Genomic DNA, 20636 nt, shown 5'->3' with positions numbered 1-20636 from the left:
GCGACCGGGGGCGTCCGTCGTCCTCATGCGGGGCCCTTCCTACGGCAGGAGCTCGCCTTCCTTCGTCCTTCTGCGCAGTGTCGGCCTGCTGGATCGGGTGAGGTCCTTCCAGGTGTCGCTCAGGCCGGCGACGGTGCGCACCGCGAACAGCGTGCGGATGGGCACCTCCTGATGCAGCTCCGCCCTGATCAGACCGGTCAGCCTGATGGCCCGCAGCGAGTTGCCGCCGTGGTCGAAGAAGTCGTCGTCGATGCCCACCCGGTCCAGGTCGAGAGCGTCGGCGAACGCGTCGGCCAGCACCCGTTCGACGTGATTGCGCGGGGCCCGGTACGTCTCGTCGTCGAACGTGGGGTCCGGCAGTGCCGCCCTGTCCACCCGTCCGTCGGCGCCCAGCGGCAGCCGGTCCAGCGTCACGAACCCCGACGGGACCATGAACTCCGGCAGCCGCCCCGCCGTGAACCGGCGCAGTTCGCCACTGTCGACGGTCCACCCGCCGGCCGGGACCACGTAGGCCGTGAGGCGCCGCTCCCCGGACGGGTCGCTGCCTGCGGCCACCACGGACTGCGCGAGACCGGCGTGTTCGGCCAGCGCGTCCTCGACCTCGGCCGGCTCGACCCGGGCACCGCGGACGTCGACCTGGGTACCGGCCCGTCCCACGTACTCCAGGCGGCCGTCGGTACGCCACCGCGCCCGGTCCCCTGTGCGGTACATGAGCCCGCCGGCCACACCGAACGGGCAGGGCACGAAACGCTCCGCGGTCCGGGCGGGTTGCCCGGGACGCCCACGCGCAACGCCGGGCCCGGCCACGTACAGCTCTCCGGTCACGCCCGCGGGGACCGGCGCCAGCCCCGGTCCCAGTACGTAGAGGGCCGTGTTGTCCGTCGGTCGGCCGAGCGCGCCCGCCGGGTGCGTCGGCTCGTTCCCGGCCAGGCGGTGGGACACGGCGGACCCGGACGACTCCGCCGGGCCGTACCCGATGACGATCGCCGGTCGGGGGCAGGCCTCGCGGAGACGTCTCACGGTGGCCGCGGACACCCGGTCACCCCCCGTCCACACCTCGCACAACTCGGCGAGACACTCGGGGTGTTCCGCCGCGAGGGCCGAGAACAGGCCGACGGGCAGCCGTACCGTGGAGATCCCGTGTGCCGCCCGTGCCTCGGTCAGCGCGTCGGCGTCCAGCTCCCCCGCAGGCGCGACGACCACCCGGCCGCCGTTCAGCAACGGCACCCACAGGTCCAGGGCAAGCGCATGCGAGGTGGGCGGCGCGTGCCACAGCACGGTGCCGCTGCCGCCTGCCCGACGGTTGCGGTCCAGGACGAGCCGCTCCATGTTCCGGTGCGTCACGGCGACCGTCGTGATCGCGCCGGCCGTTTCGGATCCGTACATCACGGCCAGCAGACCGTCCTGACGGACGGGAACCGGAACCTGCGTCGGCGCGCCACCCTCCCGGGCGGCCTCCGACCAGCGGTCGTCGAGGGAGACCGCCGGAAGGCCCAGATCGCGGGAGAGCCGGCCGGCCGTCGCCGTCCCGGCGAGCAGGACGCGCACCGCGGCGTCGGCGACGACCGGCCGGATCCGCTGCGCCGGGAGCGCCGGGTCGACCGGCAGGTAGGCCCCGCCCGCCTTCACCACGGCAAGGAGCGCGACGGCCAGGTCGACCGAGCGGGGCAGCGCCACCGCCACGACCGTCTCGGGTCCGACCTGTCGCCGGCGCAGCGCGTCGGCCAGGCGGCCGGAGCGCTCGTCGAGCTCCCGGTACGAGATCACCGAGTCCCCGGACACCAGTGCCACCTCGTCGGGGGCCCGCTCCACCTGGCGGGCGAACAGCTCCGGGATCGTCAGTCCCGGCAACGGCACCGCCGTGTCGTTCGGTGCCGTGAGCACCAGGTCCCGCGCGTCGCCGCCGACCACGTCGAGCGCGCCGACCGGCAGACGCCCTTCGGAGGCGACCAGGGCGTGGACGTACGCGATCAGCTCCTCGCCGATGAAGCGCAGTTCCGCGCGGGAGTACAGGGCCGCGGGGGCGTCGAGCCGGATGAACAGGTCGCTGTCGGCCCTCCCGTCGGTGTAGACGCCGATCGCCAGTTCCTCGAACGTCCCGGTCGTCCCGCCGAGGAAGTGGGCCGGGCAGTCGGCGAAGCTGAGGTGTTCGGTGAACTCGACGACGTTGACGACGGCACCGAAACTGCCGCGGTCGTTCAGGACGGTGCCGCTCGCGCGCTGGATCTCCGAGTAGTGGCAGGCGGCGTGGTCGAAGATGTCGTACGTCTCGTCGCCGATGGTCTCGGCGATCTCGGTGAAGGTCGCGCCGAGGGGCACCCTCACCCGCACCGGCACGACGTTCACCGCCAGGCCGGGTGTCCGGCCGGCCGCACCGAGCCGGTTGGCGACGGCCAGCGAGAGCAGGAACTCCGGGCGGTCGCAGCGGTGCCTGAGGTAGACAGCCGTGGCCGCGGTGAGCATCGACGACATCCACACGCCCAGGGACTTCGCGGCCTCGGTCCACGCGCCCGCGGCGGCGCGCGGGACGGTCAGTGTCCGGCTCACCATGCCGATGGGTTCGGTCAGTTCCCCCCACCGGTCGGCACTGCAGGCCGGTTCGTCGAGCGCGGAGCGTGTCGTGTCGGAGAGGGGGATCCGTGGCAGCTGCGCGGGCGCGGGAGGGTCGGCCAGGTAGTCGCGCCAGAACGCCATGTCCTCGGCGAACCGGTCGGAGGCCTGGTACTCCGCCGCGTCGGCCGCGAAGGACTCGGCGTCCCACGGGTGCGGCGGTTCGGGTACGTCCTCGCCCCGTGACAGCGCGGTGTACACCTCTGCCAGGCGCCGCGACAGCAGGCCGGCCGCTCCGTAGCCGTCCGACACCAGGTGGTGGTAGATGATCACCACTACCGAGCGAGCCGCCGCGAGCTTCACCACACCCAGCCGGAACAGCAGGTCCCGCTCCAGGTCGAACGGCCGGCGCACCATGTCGGCGAGCGCTCGGCGCGCCGCCGTCTCGGGGTCGCCGTCGGCGCTGACGTCCAGATGGAAAGGCCGCCAGTCCCCCAACTCGCGGGGCACCAGGCGCAGTCCGCCGCCGTCATCGACGAAGGTGACGCGCAGCACCTCCGCCTCGCCCATCACGTGCAGGAACGCGGACTCCATGACCGACACGTCCAGGTCGCCGGCCACGTTCCACATGGTCAGTGCATGGTTGAGGGTGTCGGGAAACATTTCCTGCGCCCGCCACAACCCTTTGTGCGCAGACGACGCACCGAACGAACGCACAGAGATCATCCTTTCAGCAGAGCGGCCGGGAACCGGAGGCGTCCCGTGCATGCCGTGGGGTTCACCGCCGGTCACGACCGGTCATCGACGTCATGAGATGCCCGGCGACCCGTCTGGGGGTCGGGTGTCGCAGGACCAGGCCCGCTCTCAGCTTGAGCCCGGTCGACGCGGCCAGGCCCTTGCTCAGCTGTACCGAGAGCAGTGAGTCGAAGCCGATGTCCTTGAACTCCTGGTCGGGGTCGACGGCTTCGCCGGAGGCGTGCCCGAGCACGACCGCGACCCGGGTGAGGACGTGATCCAGGACGAGTGCCGTCGCCTCGTCGTCGGAAAGCGCGGCCAGCCGGTCCCGCAGGGCGACGGGCTCGTCGTCCACCGCGGGCGTGTGCAGCACGGGCACCTGCGCCCTCACCCCGGCGGGCGAGGAGTTCAGCCAGTGGCGCTGCCGCTGGAAGGCGTACGTCGGCAGGTCCACCCTCTTGCGGGTCCCGAGCAGGGCGTCCCAATCCACCGTCCCGCCCTCGGCGTGGAACCGGGCCAGTGAGCCGAGCACGGCCTCCGCCTCGCCGCGGTCGCGTCGTGCCGAGGACAGGACCACCGCGTCGTCCAGATCTTCGACGATCTCCTGCACGGGGCCGGTGAGCACGGGGTGCGGGCTCATCTCGACGAACACCCGGAAACCGTCGCCCGCCAGCCGCCGGACGGAGGGCTCGAAGAGCACCTTCTCGCGCAGGTTGGTGTACCAGTAGTCACCGTTCAGCGCCGCGGTGTCGGTGATCTCGCCGTACAGGGTCGAGCAGAAGGGCAGGGCCGAGGTGGCCGGGCTCACGTCGGACAGCGCGTCGATCACGCGGTCGCGGACCCGGGTCACATGGGGGGAATGGGAGGCGTAGTCGACCTTGATCCGCTTGGCCTGCACGCCTTCGGCGGTCATCTTCTCGACGAACTCGTCGAGCGCGTCCGGTTCCCCGGACACCACCACGGAGCGGGGGCCGTTGACGACGGCGATTCCGACCCGGTCCCGCCACGGCGCGAGGAGGTCCTCCACCCGGTCCGCCGACTGGGCGACCGACGCCATCCCGCCATGACCGATCAGGTCCACCAGGGCCTTGCTGCGCAGCGCCACGACTCGGGTGGCGTCGCGCAGGGACAGGGCGCCGCACACGTGGGCGGCGGCTATCTCGCCCTGGCTGTGCCCCACCACCGCGGCCGGTTCCACGCCCCAGGAACGCCACAGGGCGGCCGTGGACACCATCACGGAGAACAGGGCCGGCTGAACCACGTCCACCCGGTCCAGCGTCGGTGCCCCGGGGGCGCCGCGCACCACGTCGAGCAGCGACCAGTCGACCCACTCGGCCAGAGCGGCCGCGCACGCGTCGAGGCTGCGCGCGAAGACAGGGAAGGTGTCGTACAGCTGACGCCCCATGCCGGCCCACTGCGACCCCTGTCCGGGGAACACGAAGACCGTCCCACCGCGTTCCGCGGCCGTGCCGCGCACGACCACGGCGGACTCCTGTCCGTCGGCGAGCGACGTCACGCCGCTCAGCAGCTCCTCCCGGTTCCGGCCCAGGACCACCGCGCGGTGCTCGAAGCGGGTCCGGCCGGTCACCAACGACCAAGCGGCGTCGGTGACATCGAGGTCCTCGTCGGCGGCGGCGAAGTCGCGCAGCTTGCGTGCCTGCCGCTCCACGGCCCCCGCGGTCCTGCCGGACAGCACCCACGGCACGAGGCCGCCGACGACACCCTCTTGCCTCTGTTCCTGTTCCTGTTCCTGTTCCGGGGCCTCTTCCAGGACGACGTGCGCGTTGGTGCCGCTGACCCCGAACGACGACACACCGGCCCGCCGCGGACCGTCCGCGCGGGTCCACTCCCGCCCCTCCGCCAGCAGTTCGACCGCGCCGGAGGACCAGTCAACGTGCTGTGAGGGCGTCTGCACGTGCAGTGTCTTCGGGAGCTGCCGATGCCGCACGGCCAGCACGGCCTTGATGATCCCGCCCACCCCGGCGGCGGCCATGGAGTGACCGATGTTCGACTTCAGGGACCCCAGCCACAGCGGCCTGCCCTCGGCACGCCCCTGCCCGTAGGTCGCCAGCAGGGCGCCCGCCTCTATGGGGTCGCCCAGCGTGGTCCCGGTGCCATGGGCCTCGATCAGGTCCACCTCGGAGGCCCGCAGTCCCGCGTTGGCCAGCGCCTTGCGGATCACCTTCTCCTGGGCGAGGCCGTTGGGAGCGGTCAGCCCGTTGCTGGCCCCGTCCTGGTTGACGGCGGAGCCGCGCAGGACGGCCAGTACCGGATGGCCGTTGCGGCGGGCGTCGGAGAGCCGCTCCAGCAGCAGCACCCCCACCCCTTCGGACCAGCCGGTCCCGTCCGCCTGGTCCGCGAAGGACCGGCACCGGCCGTCGGGCGACAGGCCGCGCTGCCGGGAGAACTCCACGAAGAGCGCGGGCGTCGCCATCACCGCCGCCCCGCCCGCCAGGGCGAGCGAGCACTCACCCGAGCGCAGCGACTGCATCGCCAGATGAACGGCCACCAGCGACGACGAGCACGCCGTGTCCACGGTCATCGCCGGGCCCGTCAGGCCGAGCTCGTAGGCCACGCGGCCGGAGGCCACGCTCAGGGCGCTGCCTTGCAGCAGGTAGCCCTCCAGTTCGTTGGCGCCGGCCTCCAGGAAGCGCATGCCGTACTCGGGGGCGCTCACTCCGGAGAAGACACCGATCTCGGCGCCGCGTACGTCGGCGGGGACGATGCCCGCCCGTTCGAAGGCCTCCCACGACGTCTCAAGGAGCAGGCGCTGCTGGGGGTCGATCGCCAGTGCCTCCTTGGGGCTGATGCCGAAGAACCCCGCGTCGAAGGCGGCGGCGTCCGTCAGGAATCCTCCGTGCCGCACGTACGAGCTGCCGAGCGTGTCGGGGTCCGGGTCGTACAGGTCCGGCCATCCCCGGTCCTGCGGGAACTCGTCCACCACGTCCCTGCCGTCGCGAACGACGTCCCACAGCGCCTCGGGCGTGGCCACGCCTCCCGGGTAGCGGCACGCCATGGCGACCACGGCGATCGGCTCGCCGCGGCCGGCCTTGAGGGCCTCGTTCTCCCGTCGCAGGCGGTCGCGTTCCTCCAGCAGCGCGCGGAGGGCCCGTTGGACCCGGTCCCCGCCCTCCGCCGCGCGCTCCGCGGAGTCGTCCATGTCAGTTACCCCTCTCGTCCAGGGCCAGGTCCACGAGTGCGTCCAGGTCCAGGGCGGCCAGTACGTCGGTGCCGGTGTCCGCCGTGCCGGTGTCCTGCTCTTGGCCGGCGGTGGTCGGCGCGGGCGGGTCGGCGAGCGCCAGGACCAGGTCCAGGACGCCGGCGCTGCGGAGTTTCTCGATCGGGACGGTCCGCAGCACCTGTCGGATCTGCGCGTCCTCGGCCGGGCCGTCGTCCCCCGCCGTGCGCAGCAGGCCGAGCAGGTGCCGTCCCAGTTCTCGGGGGGTCGGGTAGCTGAAGACGAGCGTGGGGGCCAGCCGCAGCCCGGTCGACGACGCCAGTCGGTTGCGCAGTTCGACCGCGGTCAGCGAGTCGAAGCCGATGTCCTTGAACGCCTTGTCGAGGTGGACGGTGTCGGGCGTGCTGTGGCCCAGGACCAGCGCGATGTCGGTGCGGACGAGGGTGGCGAGGGTGTCCTCGGCCTCCTCGGGCGACAGGCGGGCCAGGCGATCGCGGAGTGGGGTGGCACCGGTCGCGGTGGCCGCGGCAGCTCTGCGGACGCCGGTGCGCACCAGGCCCCGGAGGACGGCGGGCAGAGTGCCGGTCTCCAGGTGGGGCCGGAGCAGGGCGGGGACGATCCTGGCCGGGACCAGACAGGCGGCGTCCGTGGCCCGGGCCGTCTCGAACAGCGCCATCCCTTCCGCCGCCGTGAGGGGTTTGATGCCGAGGCGGGCCATCCGGCTCAGGTCGACGTCGTCCAGGTGGCCTGTCATGCCGCTGCTGTCCGACCACAGTCCCCAGGCCAGGGAGGTGGCGGGCAGCCCGGCGGCCCGGCGGTGTTCGGCCAGTGCGTCCAGGAAGACGTTGGCCGCGGCGTAGTTGCCCTGGCCCGGCGTGCCCAGGACGCCCGCCGCGGAGGAGAAGAGAACGAATTCGGCGAGGTCCGTGCCGCGGGTCAGCTCGTGCAGGTGCCAGGCGGTGTCGGCCTTGGGGCGGAACACGCGCTCGATCCGCTCCGCCGTCAGGGAGGTGACGGTGCCGTCGTCGAGGAGCCCGGCGGTGTGTACGACGGCGGTCAGCGGGTGTTCCCCGGGGATGGCCGCCAGGAGCGCGGCCAGGGCGTCGCGGTCGGCGGTGTCGCAGGCGGCGATGGTGACCTTCACCCCCATCCCGGTGAGTTCCGCGGCGAGTTCGGGCGCGCCCGGTGCGTCCGGACCGCGCCGGCCGGCCAGCAGCAGATGTCCGGCCCGCCCGGCCGAGGCATACCGGCGGGCGAACAGCGCGCCGAGGGTGCCCGTGCCACCGGTGATGAGGACCGTGCCGCCCGCGGCGGGCTCCGGCATGGTGTCCGCCTCCGTGGCCGGCGGGGTCTCCCGCACGAGCCGGGGGACGTACACCTGCGGGTCGTCGGCGCACAGGGCCACCTGCGGCTCGCCGCTCGCCAGCGCCGCGCGGAAGGACTCGGCGGGGACGGCGTGCTCGTCGGCCAGGTCGATCACGGTGAAGCAGCCGGGGTTCTCGGTCTCGGCGGTGCGGATCAGTCCCCAGACGGCGGCGTCCGCCGGCTCGGGCGAGTCGGTGCCGGGTCGGACGGCGACGGCTCGCCTGGTGACGAACACGAGCCGGCTGTCGGCCAGGCGCTCCTCGGCCAGCCACGCCTGGATCAGGTCGACGGCGTACTGGACGGCCTCTCGGGCGGAGCGGGGGACGTCACCGTCCGCACCGGAGCGCCCCAGGAGGCCGGTGGCGATGACCACGTCTGGAAGGGGATCGGTACCGTCCGCCGCCAGTGACGCCGGCCCCTCATGGCAGTCGGCCGCGGCCCCACCGGGCAGCGAGGCGGCCAGGGCCTCGGGAAGGGCGGCGCCCAGGAACGCCACGCGGTCGGTGGTCCGTGTCTCCTGGACGGCCGCGGGAGTCCACGCCAGGCGGAACAGGTGGCTCTCCCCTCCCGCCGTGACGGCCTTGGCCAACTGCCCGGTGCTGATGGGTCGCATGGCCAGCGACGCCGCTTCGGCGACCGGCTGCCCGGCGGGGTCGGCCAGGCTGATCCGCAGCGTCCCCGCGTCGGCGGGGGCGATCCGCACGCGCAGCGCGCGGGCGCCCACGGCGTGCAGGCGGACGTGCGACCAGGCGAACGGCAGCAGGACCTGCTCCGGGTCCTGCTCGGGGCCGGTGCCGATGATCGGGTGGAGCGCGGCGTCGAAGAGCGCGGGGTGGATGCCGTAGTGGCCGGCACCGGGGGTGTCGTCCGCGGGGAGGGCGACCTCGGCGTACAGGGTGTCGTCGCGGCGCCAGAGGGCCGTCAGGCCCTGGAAGGCGGTGCCGTACTGGTAGCCGCGGTCGGTGAGACGGTCGTAGAAGGTGTCGGTCGGTACGGGAGTGGCGCCGGCCGGCGGCCAGGCCGCCAGGTCCGCCCATGCGGCCGGGTCGGGCGCGGCGGGCGGCTGCGGGGCGAGGGTGCCGGTGGCGTGGCGGGTCCAGGACCGGTCGGGTGTGGCGTCGTCGGGCCGGGAGTGGATGGTGAGGGCTCGGCGACCGTGGTCGTCGGCCGCCTCCACGTGCACCTGCAACTGGAGGCCGCCGGTGGCCGGGAGGGTGAGGGGCGCTTCGAGGGTGAAATCCTCCAGGTCCGCGGTGTCGGTGGCCTGCCCGGCGTGCAGGGCCAGTTCGACGAAGGCGGTGCCGGGCAGCAGGGGCGTGCCGTGGACGGCGTGGTCGGCCAGCCAGGGGTGGCCCCGCAGCGACAGGTGCCCGGTGAAGACGTGGCGGTCGCCGTCCGCGAGGGCGACGGCGGCTCCGAGCAGCCCGTGGTCGGCGGCGTGCAGGCCCAGGGCGCGGGGATCGGCGCTGCCCGTGGTCTGCCGGCTCCAGTAGTGCTGCCGTTGGAAGGGGTAGGTCGGCAGGTCGAGGTGGGTGGGCAGAGTGGCCGGGTAGAAGCGCGACCAGTCGGACGTGGCGTGGGTGTGGACGGTGGCCAGCGAGGTCAGCACGCGCCGCCAGGTGTCGTCGTCGCGGCGCAGGGTGCCGGTGACGGCGACCTCCGCCTTCGTGTGGTTCTCGACGGTCTCCTGGAGGGGGTGGGTGAGCACCGGGTGGGGGCTGACCTCGACGAACAGGGTGTGCCCGTCGTCCAGCAGGGCCCGCGTGGTCGCCTCGAAGGCCACCGGGGTCCGCAGGTTCTCGTACCAGTACGCCGCGCCCATCGCCGTCGTGTCGCTCATCGCGCCCCCGGCGTGGTCGCCCACCGTCGAGTGGAACGCCACCTCGGCCCGGCGCGGGCGCACCGGGGCCAGCAGGTCCAGGAGCCGGTCGTGGAGCGCCTCGACGTGCGGGGTGTGGGAGGCGTAGTCCACCGGGATCCTCCGGGCCCGGATGCCCGCGTCCTCGCAGTGTGCGACGACCTCCGCCAGCGCGTCGGCGTCCCCGGCGACCACGGTGGCCGACGGCCCGTTGACCGCGGCGACGACCACCCGTCCCGCCCATCGGCCGATGGTTTCCTCGGCGTCCGCCACGGCCAAGGGCAGGGAGACCATGCCGCCGTGGCCCGCGATGTCGGTGATGGCCCGGGAGCGCAGGGCCACGATGCGCGCGGAGTCCTGCAGCGACAGCACGCCGGCGATGTGCGCGGCGGCGATCTCCCCCTGGGAATGGCCCACCACGGCGTCGGGAGTGACGCCCAGGTGTTCCCACAGCCGGGCGAGGGAGATCATCATCGCCCACAGCGCCGGCTGCACGACGTCGACCCGGTCCAGGGCGGGGGCGCCCGGTGCCTGGTCGAGCACGTCGAGAAGGTTCCAGCCGGTGTACGGCTCCAGGGCCGCAGCGCACGCGGTGAGGTGCGCGGCGAACACCGGCGAGGTGCGCGTCAGTTCCACGCCCATGCCGGCCCACTGCGAGCCCTGGCCCGGGAACACGAAGACCGTCCGGCCCGGCTGGGCGGCCGCCGTGCCCGTGACCACCAGCCGTGACGGCTCGCCGGCGGCCAGCGCGGCCAGCGCGGCGCGGTAGTCGGCCGGTTCACGGCCGATCACCACCGCCCGGTGCTCGAACAGGGAGCGGTTCGTCGCCAGCGCGTGGCCGATCTCGGCCGGTGTCGCCCCGGGAGTGCGGTCGAGATGCTCCAGCAACCGCCGGGCCTGCTCCGCCAGCGCAGCCGGTGACTTCGCCGACACGGGCCATGGCAGCGCCCCGTCCGTCACCACCGCCGGCTCCGGCGTGCCGTCGACCGGGACGCCCCCGTCCGCACCATCGCCGGCGTCGTCCTGCGGGGCCTGTTCCACGATGAGGTGGGCGTTGGTACCGCTGATGCCGAACGAGGAGACCCCCGCGCGCCGCGGACGTCCGGTGTCGGGCCAGGGGCGTTCCTCGGTGAGCAGTTCCACCGCTCCCGCGCTCCAGTCGACGTGCGGGGTCGGCTCGTCCACGTTCAGTGTGCGGGGGAGCACCCCGTGCCGCAGGGCCATCACCATCTTGATCACACCGGAGACGCCGGCGGCCGCCATGCTGTGGCCGATGTTCGACTTCAGCGAGCCCAGCCACAGCGGCCGGTCCTCGGGCCGGCTCCGGCCGTAGGTGGCGATCAGGGCCTGCGCCTCGATCGGGTCGCCCAGTCTGGTGCCCGTGCCGTGCGCCTCGACCACGTCGACCTCCTGCGGGGTCAGCCGGCCGTTGGCGAGGGCCTGGCGGATGACGCGCTCCTGGGACGGCCCGTTGGGTGCGGTCAGGCCGTTGCTCGCGCCGTCCTGGTTGACCGCCGAGCCGCGTACCACCGCCAGCACCCGATGGCCGTTGCGCCGCGCGTCGGAGAGCCGCTCCAGCAGCAGGATTCCGACGCCCTCGCTCCAGCCCGTGCCGTCCGCGGCAGCCGCGAAGGACTTGATGTGCCCGTCGGGCGCCAGCCCGCGCTGACGGCTGAACTCGGTGAGCACGCCCGGGGTGGACATCACCGCCACACCGCCGGCCACCGCGAGGGTGCACTCCCCCTGACGCAGCGCGTGCGCCGCCTGGTGCAGCGCCACCAGCGAGGACGAGCACGCCGTGTCGATGGTGAGCGCCGGGCCCTCCAGGCCGAGGAAGTAGGCGAGCCGGCCGGAGAGCACGCTGGTCGTCTTGCCGGTCAGCATGAGGCCGTCGAGGCCGTCCGTGGCCTCGTGCAGCAGCGAGCCGTACTCCTGGGGCATGGCACCGACGAAGACACCCGTCCGGCTGCCGTGCACCGATTCCGGGCGTATGCCCGCCCGCTCGAACGCCTCCCAGGCGACCTCCAGCAGCAGCCGCTGCTGCGGGTCCATGGCGAGCGCCTCGCGGGGCGCGATGCCGAAGAAGTCGGCGTCGAACTCGCCCGCGTCGTAGAGGAAGCCGCCCTCGCGGACGTAGCTCTTGCCCCGCTGGTCGGGGTCGGGGTCGTAGAGCCCCTCAAGGTCCCAGCCGCGGTCTGTCGGCAGGCCCGAGATCCCGTGACCGCCGGACATCACCAGCTCCCACAGGTCCGCGGGGGACGCCACGCCGCCGGGAAGGCGGCAGCTCATACCCACGATGGCGACGGGCTCGTCCAGCGCGGCGGACGCGGCCACGGGGCGGGCGGCCGGCGGGGTCTCCCCGAGCAGTTCACCGCGCAGGTGCCGCACCATCGCGGCCGGCGTCGGATGGTCGAAGACCGCTGTCGCCGAAAGGCGCACACCGAAGGCCTTGCTCAAGCGGTTGCGCAACTCCACCGAGGCCAGCGAGTCGAAGCCGATGTCCTTGAACCTGCTGTCCGCCCGCACCGCCTCCGGTGTCGCGTGCCCGAGCACGGTCGCGGTGTGGGCGCGTACCGCCTCCATGAGTTCGCGCTCGGCGTCGGCGCCCCCGGTGAACCGCGGCCCGCCGACGGCGCCGAACGAACCGGCCGCGGCGGCGCGGCGTGCGCGACGGGGACGCACCAGTGAGCCGAGGACCGCGGGCAGCGCACCGGTGTCGGCGCGGGCGAGCCGCTCGGTGTCGAGGCGTGCCGGGACGAGCGTCGGTTCGTCCCGGACACTCGCCGTGTCGAACAGGGCGAGTCCCTCGTCGGACCGCAGGGGCAGCAGCCCCATGCGGGCCATGCGGGCCAGGTCCGCCCGGCTGAGATCCGCCGTCAGCTCGCCGCGCTCGTCCCAGAGACCCCAGGCCAGCGACGTGGCCGCGAGTCCCTGTGCCCGGCGGTGGACGGCCAGGGCGTCGAGGTAGACGTTCGCGGCCGCGTAGTTGCCCTGTCCGGCGCCGCCGAGCGCGCCCATCACCGAGGAGAACAGCACGAACGCCGCCAGGTTCTGCCCCTGGGTGAGCCGGTGCAGGTGCCATGCCGCGTCCGCCTTGGGCCGCAGCACCGCCTCCAACTGCTCGGGCGTCAGCGTGGAGACCAGGCCGTCGTCCAGGACACCCGCCGTGTGCACGACCGCGGTCAGCGGGTGCTCGTCCGATATGCCCTCCAGCAGACCGGACAGCGCCTGCGGGTCGGAGACATCGCACGCCACCGCCACGGCCGTCGCCCCCAGCCCGGTCAGCCGCTCGACCAGTTCCGCGGCGCCCGCGGCGGCGGGCCCGCGACGGCTGACCAGCAGCAGCCGCCGGGCCCCGTACGCGGTCACCAGGTGCCGCGCGAAGAGCCCGCCCAGGGTGCCGGTGCCGCCGGTGATCAGCACCGTGCCCTCCGGATCCCAGCCGGCCGGCACACTCACGTCCGGGCGTCCCGCCGGCCGCTCGCCGGGGGAGGCCGACGTGCCACCGGTCCGCACCAGGCGGGGTACGACGACCTCTCCCCCGCGCAGCGCGAACTGCGTCTCCCCGTCCGCGAGCGCGGCGGGCAGGGCGCGCAGCGAACGCTCGTCCTCGTCGACGTCGACGAGGACGAACCGGCCAGGGTTCTCCGTCTGCGCGGTGCGCAGCAGGCCCCACACCGGTGCGGAGGCGAGATCCGGCCGCTCCGCGTCGGCGACCGCCACCGCGCCACGGGTGACCACCACGAGCCTGGTGTCGGCGAACCGCTCCTCGGCGAGCCATGACTGCACCAGGGACAGCGCCTTGAGCAGTTCGGCCCGTACGGCGGCAGGGTCGCCAGCGGCGGCGTCCTCGCCGGGCGGCCGGCAGGACAGCACGGACGCGGGCCTCGGGTCGGACGTCGGGTCCGTGGCCGAGGTGGTGCCGACGGTCCCCGGATCCGCCTCCAACGCGTCGGCGAGCGCGGGCAGGTCGGCGTACCGCCGCACGGATGCGGCGTCCCCGACGGTGGCGAGCCCGAACGGGTCGTCGCCCACCAGTGCCCACGGGCCGGCCGGTGTGGCGGCTGCGGTCGGCACCTCCCGCTTCACCCACTCCATGCGGAACAGCGCGTCGTGGTGTCCGCCCGGTGCTCCGCCGAGCTTCCCGGGGTCGGCGGGGCGCATCACCAGGGAGCCGATCGACGCGACGGGCGCGCCCTCGGTGTCGGCGAGCTCCACCACGAGGGCGTCCGGACCGTTCGGGGCGAGCCGCACCCGCACGTTCCTGGCATCGGCCACGTACAGACGTACGTCGGACCAGACGAACGGCAGCCTCGGCCGCTCCGGTTCCCGCCCGGCCCCGGCCTGCGGGCTGAGCCCGGCGTGCAGGGCCGCGTCGAGCAGCGCGGGGTGGATGCCGAAGGCCGCCGCCTCGGGGTGCCGCTCCTCGGGCAGCGCCACCTCGGCGTACACCTCGTCACCCCGCTTCCACAGGTTCCGCACTCCCCTGAACGCGGGGCCGTACTGGTAGCCGAGGGCGGCCAGCGCCGGGTAGAGGTCGTCGGGATCCACTGGAAGCGCGCCGTCCGGCGGCCACGCCCGGGCGTCCCACGGCGTTGACGCCGGCCCGCCCGTGACTAGGACACCCGTGGCATGGCAGGTCCAGAGCGCACCCGTCCCCTCGGCGTCGGGCCGGGAGTAGACGCTCACGGAGCGCCGACCGGAGTCGTCGCGCTCGGCCGCTTCGACGCGCAGCTGAACGCCGCCGGTGGCCGGCAGGACGAGCGGTGCCTTCAGGGTGAGTTCCTCAAGTCGGTCGCAGTCCACCTCGTCCCCCGCGCGGAGCGCCATCTCGACGAAGGCCGTACCCGGCAGCAGAACGGTGTCGGAGATCGCGTGGTCGGCCAGCCAGCCGTGTGTCTGCAGCGACACCCGGCCGGTCAGCACGGTGACGTCCGTCCCCGCCAGTTCCACGGCCGCGCCGAGCAGCGGGTGCGCGAGCACCGCCTGCCCCACCGCGGCCGCGTCCGCCGCACTGCCGGGCAGGTCGATCCAGTAGTGCTGTCGTTGGAAGGGATAGGTGGGCAGGTCGAGGCGGGTGGACCCGGTGGCGGGGAAGAAGGCCGACCAGTCGACAGCGGCATGCGTGTGGACGGTGGCCAACGACGTCAGCACGCGCTGCCACGTGTCGTCGTCGCGGCGCAGAGTGCCCGTGACCACCACCTCACCCGCACCCGCACGCGCCCCGGCCGTCTCCTGAAGAGAGTGCGTGAGCACCGGATGCGGACTGACCTCAACAAACAGCGAATGCCCATCGTCCAGCAGCGCGTCCGTGGCACTCTGGAAATGGACAGCGGTGGCCAGGTTGTCGTACCAGTACTCCGCACCCATCACCGTGGTGTCGGCCACCGGCCCGCCAAGATGACCCTCCACCGTGGAATAGAACGCGACAGTCGCCGACCGCGCCTCCACCGGAGCCAGCAATTCAAGCAACCGCTCACGCAACGGGTGCACATGAGACGTGTGCGAGGCGTAATCGATGGGAACGCGGCGAGCACGCACACCCTCGACCACGCAGTGCGCCAACAACTCCTCGACAGCGCCGATGTCACCGGCCACCACCGTCGCCGACGGCCCGTTGACCGTCGCCACCACCAGCCGCCCCCGCCACCCCGCGATCAGCTCCGAAGCCTCAGCCACAGGAAGCGGCAAAGAAACCATGCCACTGCGGCCCGCGATCCCGATCAGGGCCTGAGAACGCAACGCCACCACGCGCGCCGCATCCTCCAACGACAACACCCCCGCAATATGCGCCGCGGCGATCTCACCCTGAGAATGACCCACCACCGCATCCGGAATGACCCCCAGGTCCTCCCACAGCCGGGCCAGCGACACCATCACCGCCCACAACGCAGGCTGGACAACACCATCGCCCTCCAGAACAGGAGCACCCCCGGCCCGACGAAGGACATCAACCAGGTTCCAGCCGGTGAACGGCTCCAACGCCGCCGCACACGCCGCAAGATGCCCGGCAAAAACCGGACTCACAGCCATCAACTCCACACCCATACCGACCCACTGCGAACCCTGACCGGGAAACACGAACACCGTCCCACCCGGCCGGACCGCAGCAGCACCGGTAACCACCCGGGCAGAAGGCTCACCCGCCGACAGCGCACCCAACGCCGCCCGGAAGTCACCCGGCTCACGACCGATCAACACCGCCCGGTGATCAAACAGGGAGCGGTTCGTCGCCAGCGCGCGGCCGACCTCGGCCGGTGTCACCCCGGGAGCACGGTCGAGATACTCCAACAAACGCCGCGCCTGCTCCGCCAACGCCACCGAGGACTTCGCCGACACCGGCCACGGCAACGCCCCCTCCCCCACCACCACCGGTCCCGGAACACCCACATCCGGGACACCCACATCCCGGGGAGCCTGTTCCACGATGAGGTGGGCGTTGGTGCCACTGATGCCGAACGACGAGATGGCGGCGCGTCGCGGGTGGCCGCTCTCCGGCCACGGCCGGCTTTCGGTGAGGAGTTCCACCGCCCCCTCGGACCAGTCCACGTGCGAGGACGGCCGGTCCACGTGGAGGGTCCGGGGCAGGGTGCCGTGCCGCATGGCCATGACCATCTTGATGACGCCACCCACGCCCGCCGCGGCCTGGGAGTGGCCGATGTTCGACTTCAGCGAGCCCAGCCACAACGGCCGGTCCCCGGGCCGGTCCTTGCCGTACGTGGCCAGTAGCGCCTGTGCCTCGATGGGGTCACCGAGAGCGGTCCCGGTCCCATGCGCCTCGACGGCGTCGATCTCCTGCGCCGACAGGCCGGCGCCGGCCAGGGCGTGGCGGATGACACGCTCCTGGGAGAGCCCGTTGGGGGCCGTGAGGCCGTTGCTCGCGCCGTCCTGGTTGATCGCCGAGCCGCGCACCACCGCCAGCACCCGGTGGCCGTTGCGCCGCGCCTCGGAGAGCCGCTCCAGCAGCAGCAGGCCCACGCCCTCCGCCCAGGCCGTGCCGTCCGCCGCCTCGGCGAACGCCTTGCACCGCCCGTCCGCCGCGAGCCCGCGCTGCCGGCTGAACTCGACGAACATGCCCGGGGTAGCCATCACGGCGACGCCGCCGGCCAGCGCGAGATCGCAGTCGCCGTTGCGCAGCGCCTGGGCCGCCATGTGCATCGATACCAGTGAGGAGGAGCACGCGGTGTCCACCGTCACTGCCGGACCCTGCAGACCGAGGGCGTACGCGATGCGGCCCGAGGCGACGCTCGCGGTGTTGCCGGTCAGCAGGTACCCGTCGAAGCCGGCGACACCGTCGTGCAGGTGAGGGCCGTACTCCTGGGTGGTCGCGCCGACGAAGACGCCGGTCTGGCTGCCGCGCAGCGTGGTCGGGTCGATGCCCGCCCGCTCGATCGCCTCCCAGGAGGTCTCCAGGAGCAGCCTCTGCTGGGGGTCCATCGCGGTGGCCTCGCGCGGGCCGATCCCGAAGAACGCGGGGTCGAACGCCGCCGCGTCGGACAGGAATCCGCCCTTGGTGACGTAGGAGGTGCCGAGCCGGTCCGGGTCGGGATCGAGAAGCTTGTCGGTGTCCCAGTTGCGGTCGGCGGGGAAGTCGGTGATGGCGTCGACGCCATCACTGACCAGGCGCCACAGGTCCTCGGGGGTGCGCACGTCTCCCGGGTAGCGGCAGGCCATGCCCACAATGGCGAGGGGTTCGTCCGCGTCGGCCGGGGTCCGGGCACCGGGAGCGGTGTCTCCCGTCTCCGCGGAACCCACCAGCTCGGTCCGCAGATGGCGGGCGACGTCTGCGGGCGTCGGGTGGTTGAACAGCAGCGTCGACGGGAGCTCCAGGCCGGTGAGGGCACTGAGGCGGTTACGCAGTTCGACGGAGGCGAAGGAGTCGAACCCGAAGTCCTTGAACGTGCGGTCGCCGTCCACCGTCTGCGGGGTGACCCGTCCGGTGATGAGGGCGACCTCGGCACGGATCCGGTCGGTGAGGATCTGTTCCTGCTGGGTCCGGGAGACCTTGGTGAGGCGGTCGAGCAAAGGCGACGACGCACCGGCCTCGGCGGGAGCAATGCCCTCGGGCTGGTCCGCGGTCGGCTCGGAGCCCGTGTCGGTGTCGGTGTCGGCGAGGCCGGCCGTCGGCAGGTCGATCCAGTGGCGCTGTCGTTGGAAGGGGTAGGTGGGCAGGTCGAGGCGGGTGGGCCGGGTGGCGGGGAAGAAGGCCGACCAGTCGACGGCGGCGTGGGTGTGGACGGTGGCCAGCGAAGTCAGCATGCGCTGCCACGTGTCGTCGTCGCGGCGCAGAGTGCCGGTGACGACGACCTCACCGGCGCCAGTACGGTCCCCGGCGGTCTCCTGGAGGGCGTGGGTGAGCACCGGGTGGGGGCTGACCTCGACGAACAGGGTGTGCCCATCGTCCAGCAGCGCGTCCGTGGCACTCTGGAAATGGACAGCGGTGGCCAGGTTGTCGTACCAGTACTCCGCACCCATCACCGTGGTGTCGGCCACCGGCCCGCCAAGATGACCCTCCACCGTGGAATAGAACGCGACAGTCGCCGACCGCGCCTCCACCGGAGCCAGCAATTCAAGCAACCGCTCACGCAACGGGTGCACATGAGACGTGTGCGAGGCGTAATCGATGGGAACGCGGCGAGCACGCACACCCTCGACCACGCAGTGCGCCAACAACTCCTCGACAGCGCCGATGTCACCGGCCACCACCGTCGCCGACGGCCCGTTGACCGTCGCCACCACCAACCGCCCCCGCCACCCCGCGATCAGCTCCGAAGCCTCAGCCACAGGAAGCGGCAAAGAAACCATGCCACTCCCACCCGCAATACCCACCAAAGCCCGCGAACGCAACGCCACCACACGCGCCGCATCCTCCAACGACAACACCCCCGCAATATGCGCCGCGGCGATCTCACCCTGAGAATGACCCACCACCGCATCCGGAATGACCCCCAGGTCCTCCCACAGCCGGGCCAGCGACACCATCACCGCCCACAACGCAGGCTGGACAACACCATCGCCCTCCAGAACAGGAGCACCCCCGGCCCGACGAAGGACATCAACCAGGTTCCAGCCGGTGAACGGCTCCAACGCCGCCGCACACGCCGCAAGATGCCCGGCAAAAACCGGACTCACAGCCATCAACTCCACACCCATACCGACCCACTGCGAACCCTGACCGGGAAACACGAACACCGTCCCACCCGGCCGGACCGCAGCAGCACCGGTAACCACCCGGGCAGAAGGCTCACCCGCCGACAGCGCACCCAACGCCGCCCGGAAGTCACCCGGCTCACGACCGATCAACACCGCCCGGTGATCAAACAGGGAGCGGTTCGTCGCCAGCGCGCGGCCGACCTCGGCCGGTGTCACCCCGGGAGCACGGTCGAGATACTCCAACAAACGCCGCGCCTGCTCCGCCAACGCCACCGAGGACTTCGCCGACACCGGCCACGGCAACGCCCCCTCCCCCACCACCACCGGTCCCGGAACACCCACATCCGGGACACCCACATCCCGCGTCCACTCGCGCAGGACGACATGGCAGTTGGTGCCGCCCATGCCGAAGGAGCTGGTGCCGGCGATCAAGGGACGGTCGGGTTGGGGCCAGGGCGTGAGGTCCTGCTGGACGCGCAGTCTGAGGTCGTCGAAGGGGATGTCGGGGTTGGGCGTCTCGAAGTTGAGGCTGGGGGGCAGCTCGCGGTGCCAGATGCTGAGGACCGTCTTCAGCAGGCCGACCACCCCGGCCGCGCCTTCCAGGTGGCCGACGTTGGTCTTCGCGGACCCCACGTGCAGGGGGGAGCCGGCGGAGCGGCCGGTGCCGAGGGCGGCACCGAGGGCGGCCGCCTCGATGGGGTCGCCCACGCGGGTGCCGGTGCCGTGCAGCTCGACGTACTGGACGTCCCCCGGGCGGGTGTCGGCGCGCGCGTGCGCGTGGCGGACGACCTCCTCCTGGGCTCGTGCGCTGGGTACGGTCAGGCCGGGCGTGGAGCCGTCGTTGTTGACGGCGCTGCCCTCGATGACGCAGTAGATCCGGTCGCCGTCCGTCACCGCCCGGGACAGTGTCTTCAGTGCCAGGTAGGCGCCGCCTTCGCCGCGGACGTAGCCGTTGGCCCGGGCGTCGAAGGTCCTGCACAGTCCGTCCGGTGACAGGCCGCCGAACTTGGTCGAGCCGATCGTGCTCTCCGGGGTGATCGCGAGGTTCACGCCGCCCGCGAGCGCCAGCGTGCACTCCCCGGCGCGCAGGCTCTCCGCGGCCAGGTGCACGGCCACCAGAGACGAGGACTGGGCCGTGTCGACGGCGAGGCTGGGGCCGTTGAGGTCGAGCGTGTAGGAGAGGCGGTTGGCGATGATGCTGCGGTGCAGCCCCGTCATGGAGTGGCGGTCGATGCGACGGGTTCCGTGCTTGTAGAGCCGGATGGCGTAGTCGTCCCAGATGGTTCCCACGAAGACGCCGGTCCGTGTTCCCGCGAGGTCTCCGGGGACGATGCCGGCGTCCTCCAGCGCCTCCCAGCCGAGTTCCAGCGTCAGCCGCTGCTGGGGATCCATCATCGCGGCCTCGTTGGGGGCGACCCCGAAGAAGTCGGCGTCGAATCCCGCGATGTCGTCCAGGTAGCCGCCGCGTGCGGTGGTGATCCTGCCGGGGGCCGTGGCGTCCTCGTCGAGGAGCCGGTGCGCGTCCCAGCGGTCGGCCGGCACATCGGTGATGCCGCTCCTGCCGTCGCGCAGCAGGGCCCAGAAGGCGCGGGGGTCCGGGGCTTCGGGCAAGCGGCATGACACACCCACGACGGCGATGGGCTCGCGAGCGGTCTCCTCCGCCTCGTGCTCCGCTTCGCGTGGCGTCGGCGCGTCGTCGTCGGCGCGTGGCGCGCGGGACCGGAAGTTGTCGACGTCCTTCACCAGGACCTCCCCCAACAGTTGCTGAGAAGAACAGACAGGGCTACGGGTACCGGC

At 72.8% G+C, this 20636-nt stretch carries 3 protein-coding genes; all 3 read right to left on the bottom strand.

The features are described 5' to 3' along the window. Positions 1-39: 39 nt before the first annotated feature. From K3769_RS34485 to K3769_RS34475, 3 genes are read right to left on the bottom strand one after another with little or no spacing between them, the layout of a single operon-like run. Complete coding sequence (locus K3769_RS34485; RefSeq protein WP_267030156.1) at positions 40-3276, bottom strand: non-ribosomal peptide synthetase; 3237 nt, start codon at positions 3274-3276, stop codon at positions 40-42. Positions 3277-3328: 52 nt separating this feature from the next. Then, positions 3329-6445 carry a type I polyketide synthase gene (locus tag K3769_RS34480; protein ID WP_267030155.1) on the bottom strand — a complete coding sequence of 1039 codons (3117 nt, stop codon included), beginning with the start codon at positions 6443-6445 and terminating at the stop codon, positions 3329-3331. Between the two features lies 1 nt (position 6446). Then, a complete protein-coding gene (locus tag K3769_RS34475) occupies positions 6447-20582 on the bottom strand; it encodes a type I polyketide synthase (protein ID WP_267030154.1) in 14136 nt (4711 codons plus the stop codon). Between the last annotated feature and the right edge of the window lie 54 nt (positions 20583-20636).

This window comes from Streptomyces ortus, assembly GCF_026341275.1.
GTDB lineage: Bacteria > Actinomycetota > Actinomycetes > Streptomycetales > Streptomycetaceae > Streptomyces > Streptomyces ortus.
The sequence above is the reverse complement of the archived record's forward strand: the minus strand, read 5'-3'. Positions and strand labels throughout refer to the sequence as shown.

Bases quoted from the DNA above. Each gene is read 5' to 3' on its own strand.
- K3769_RS34480 (WP_267030155.1), bottom strand. From the start codon at position 6,445: ATGGACGACTCCGCGGAGCGCGCGGCGGAGGGCGGGGACCGGGTCCAA.
- K3769_RS34485 (WP_267030156.1), bottom strand. From the start codon at position 3,276: ATGATCTCTGTGCGTTCGTTCGGTGCGTCGTCTGCGCACAAAGGGTTG.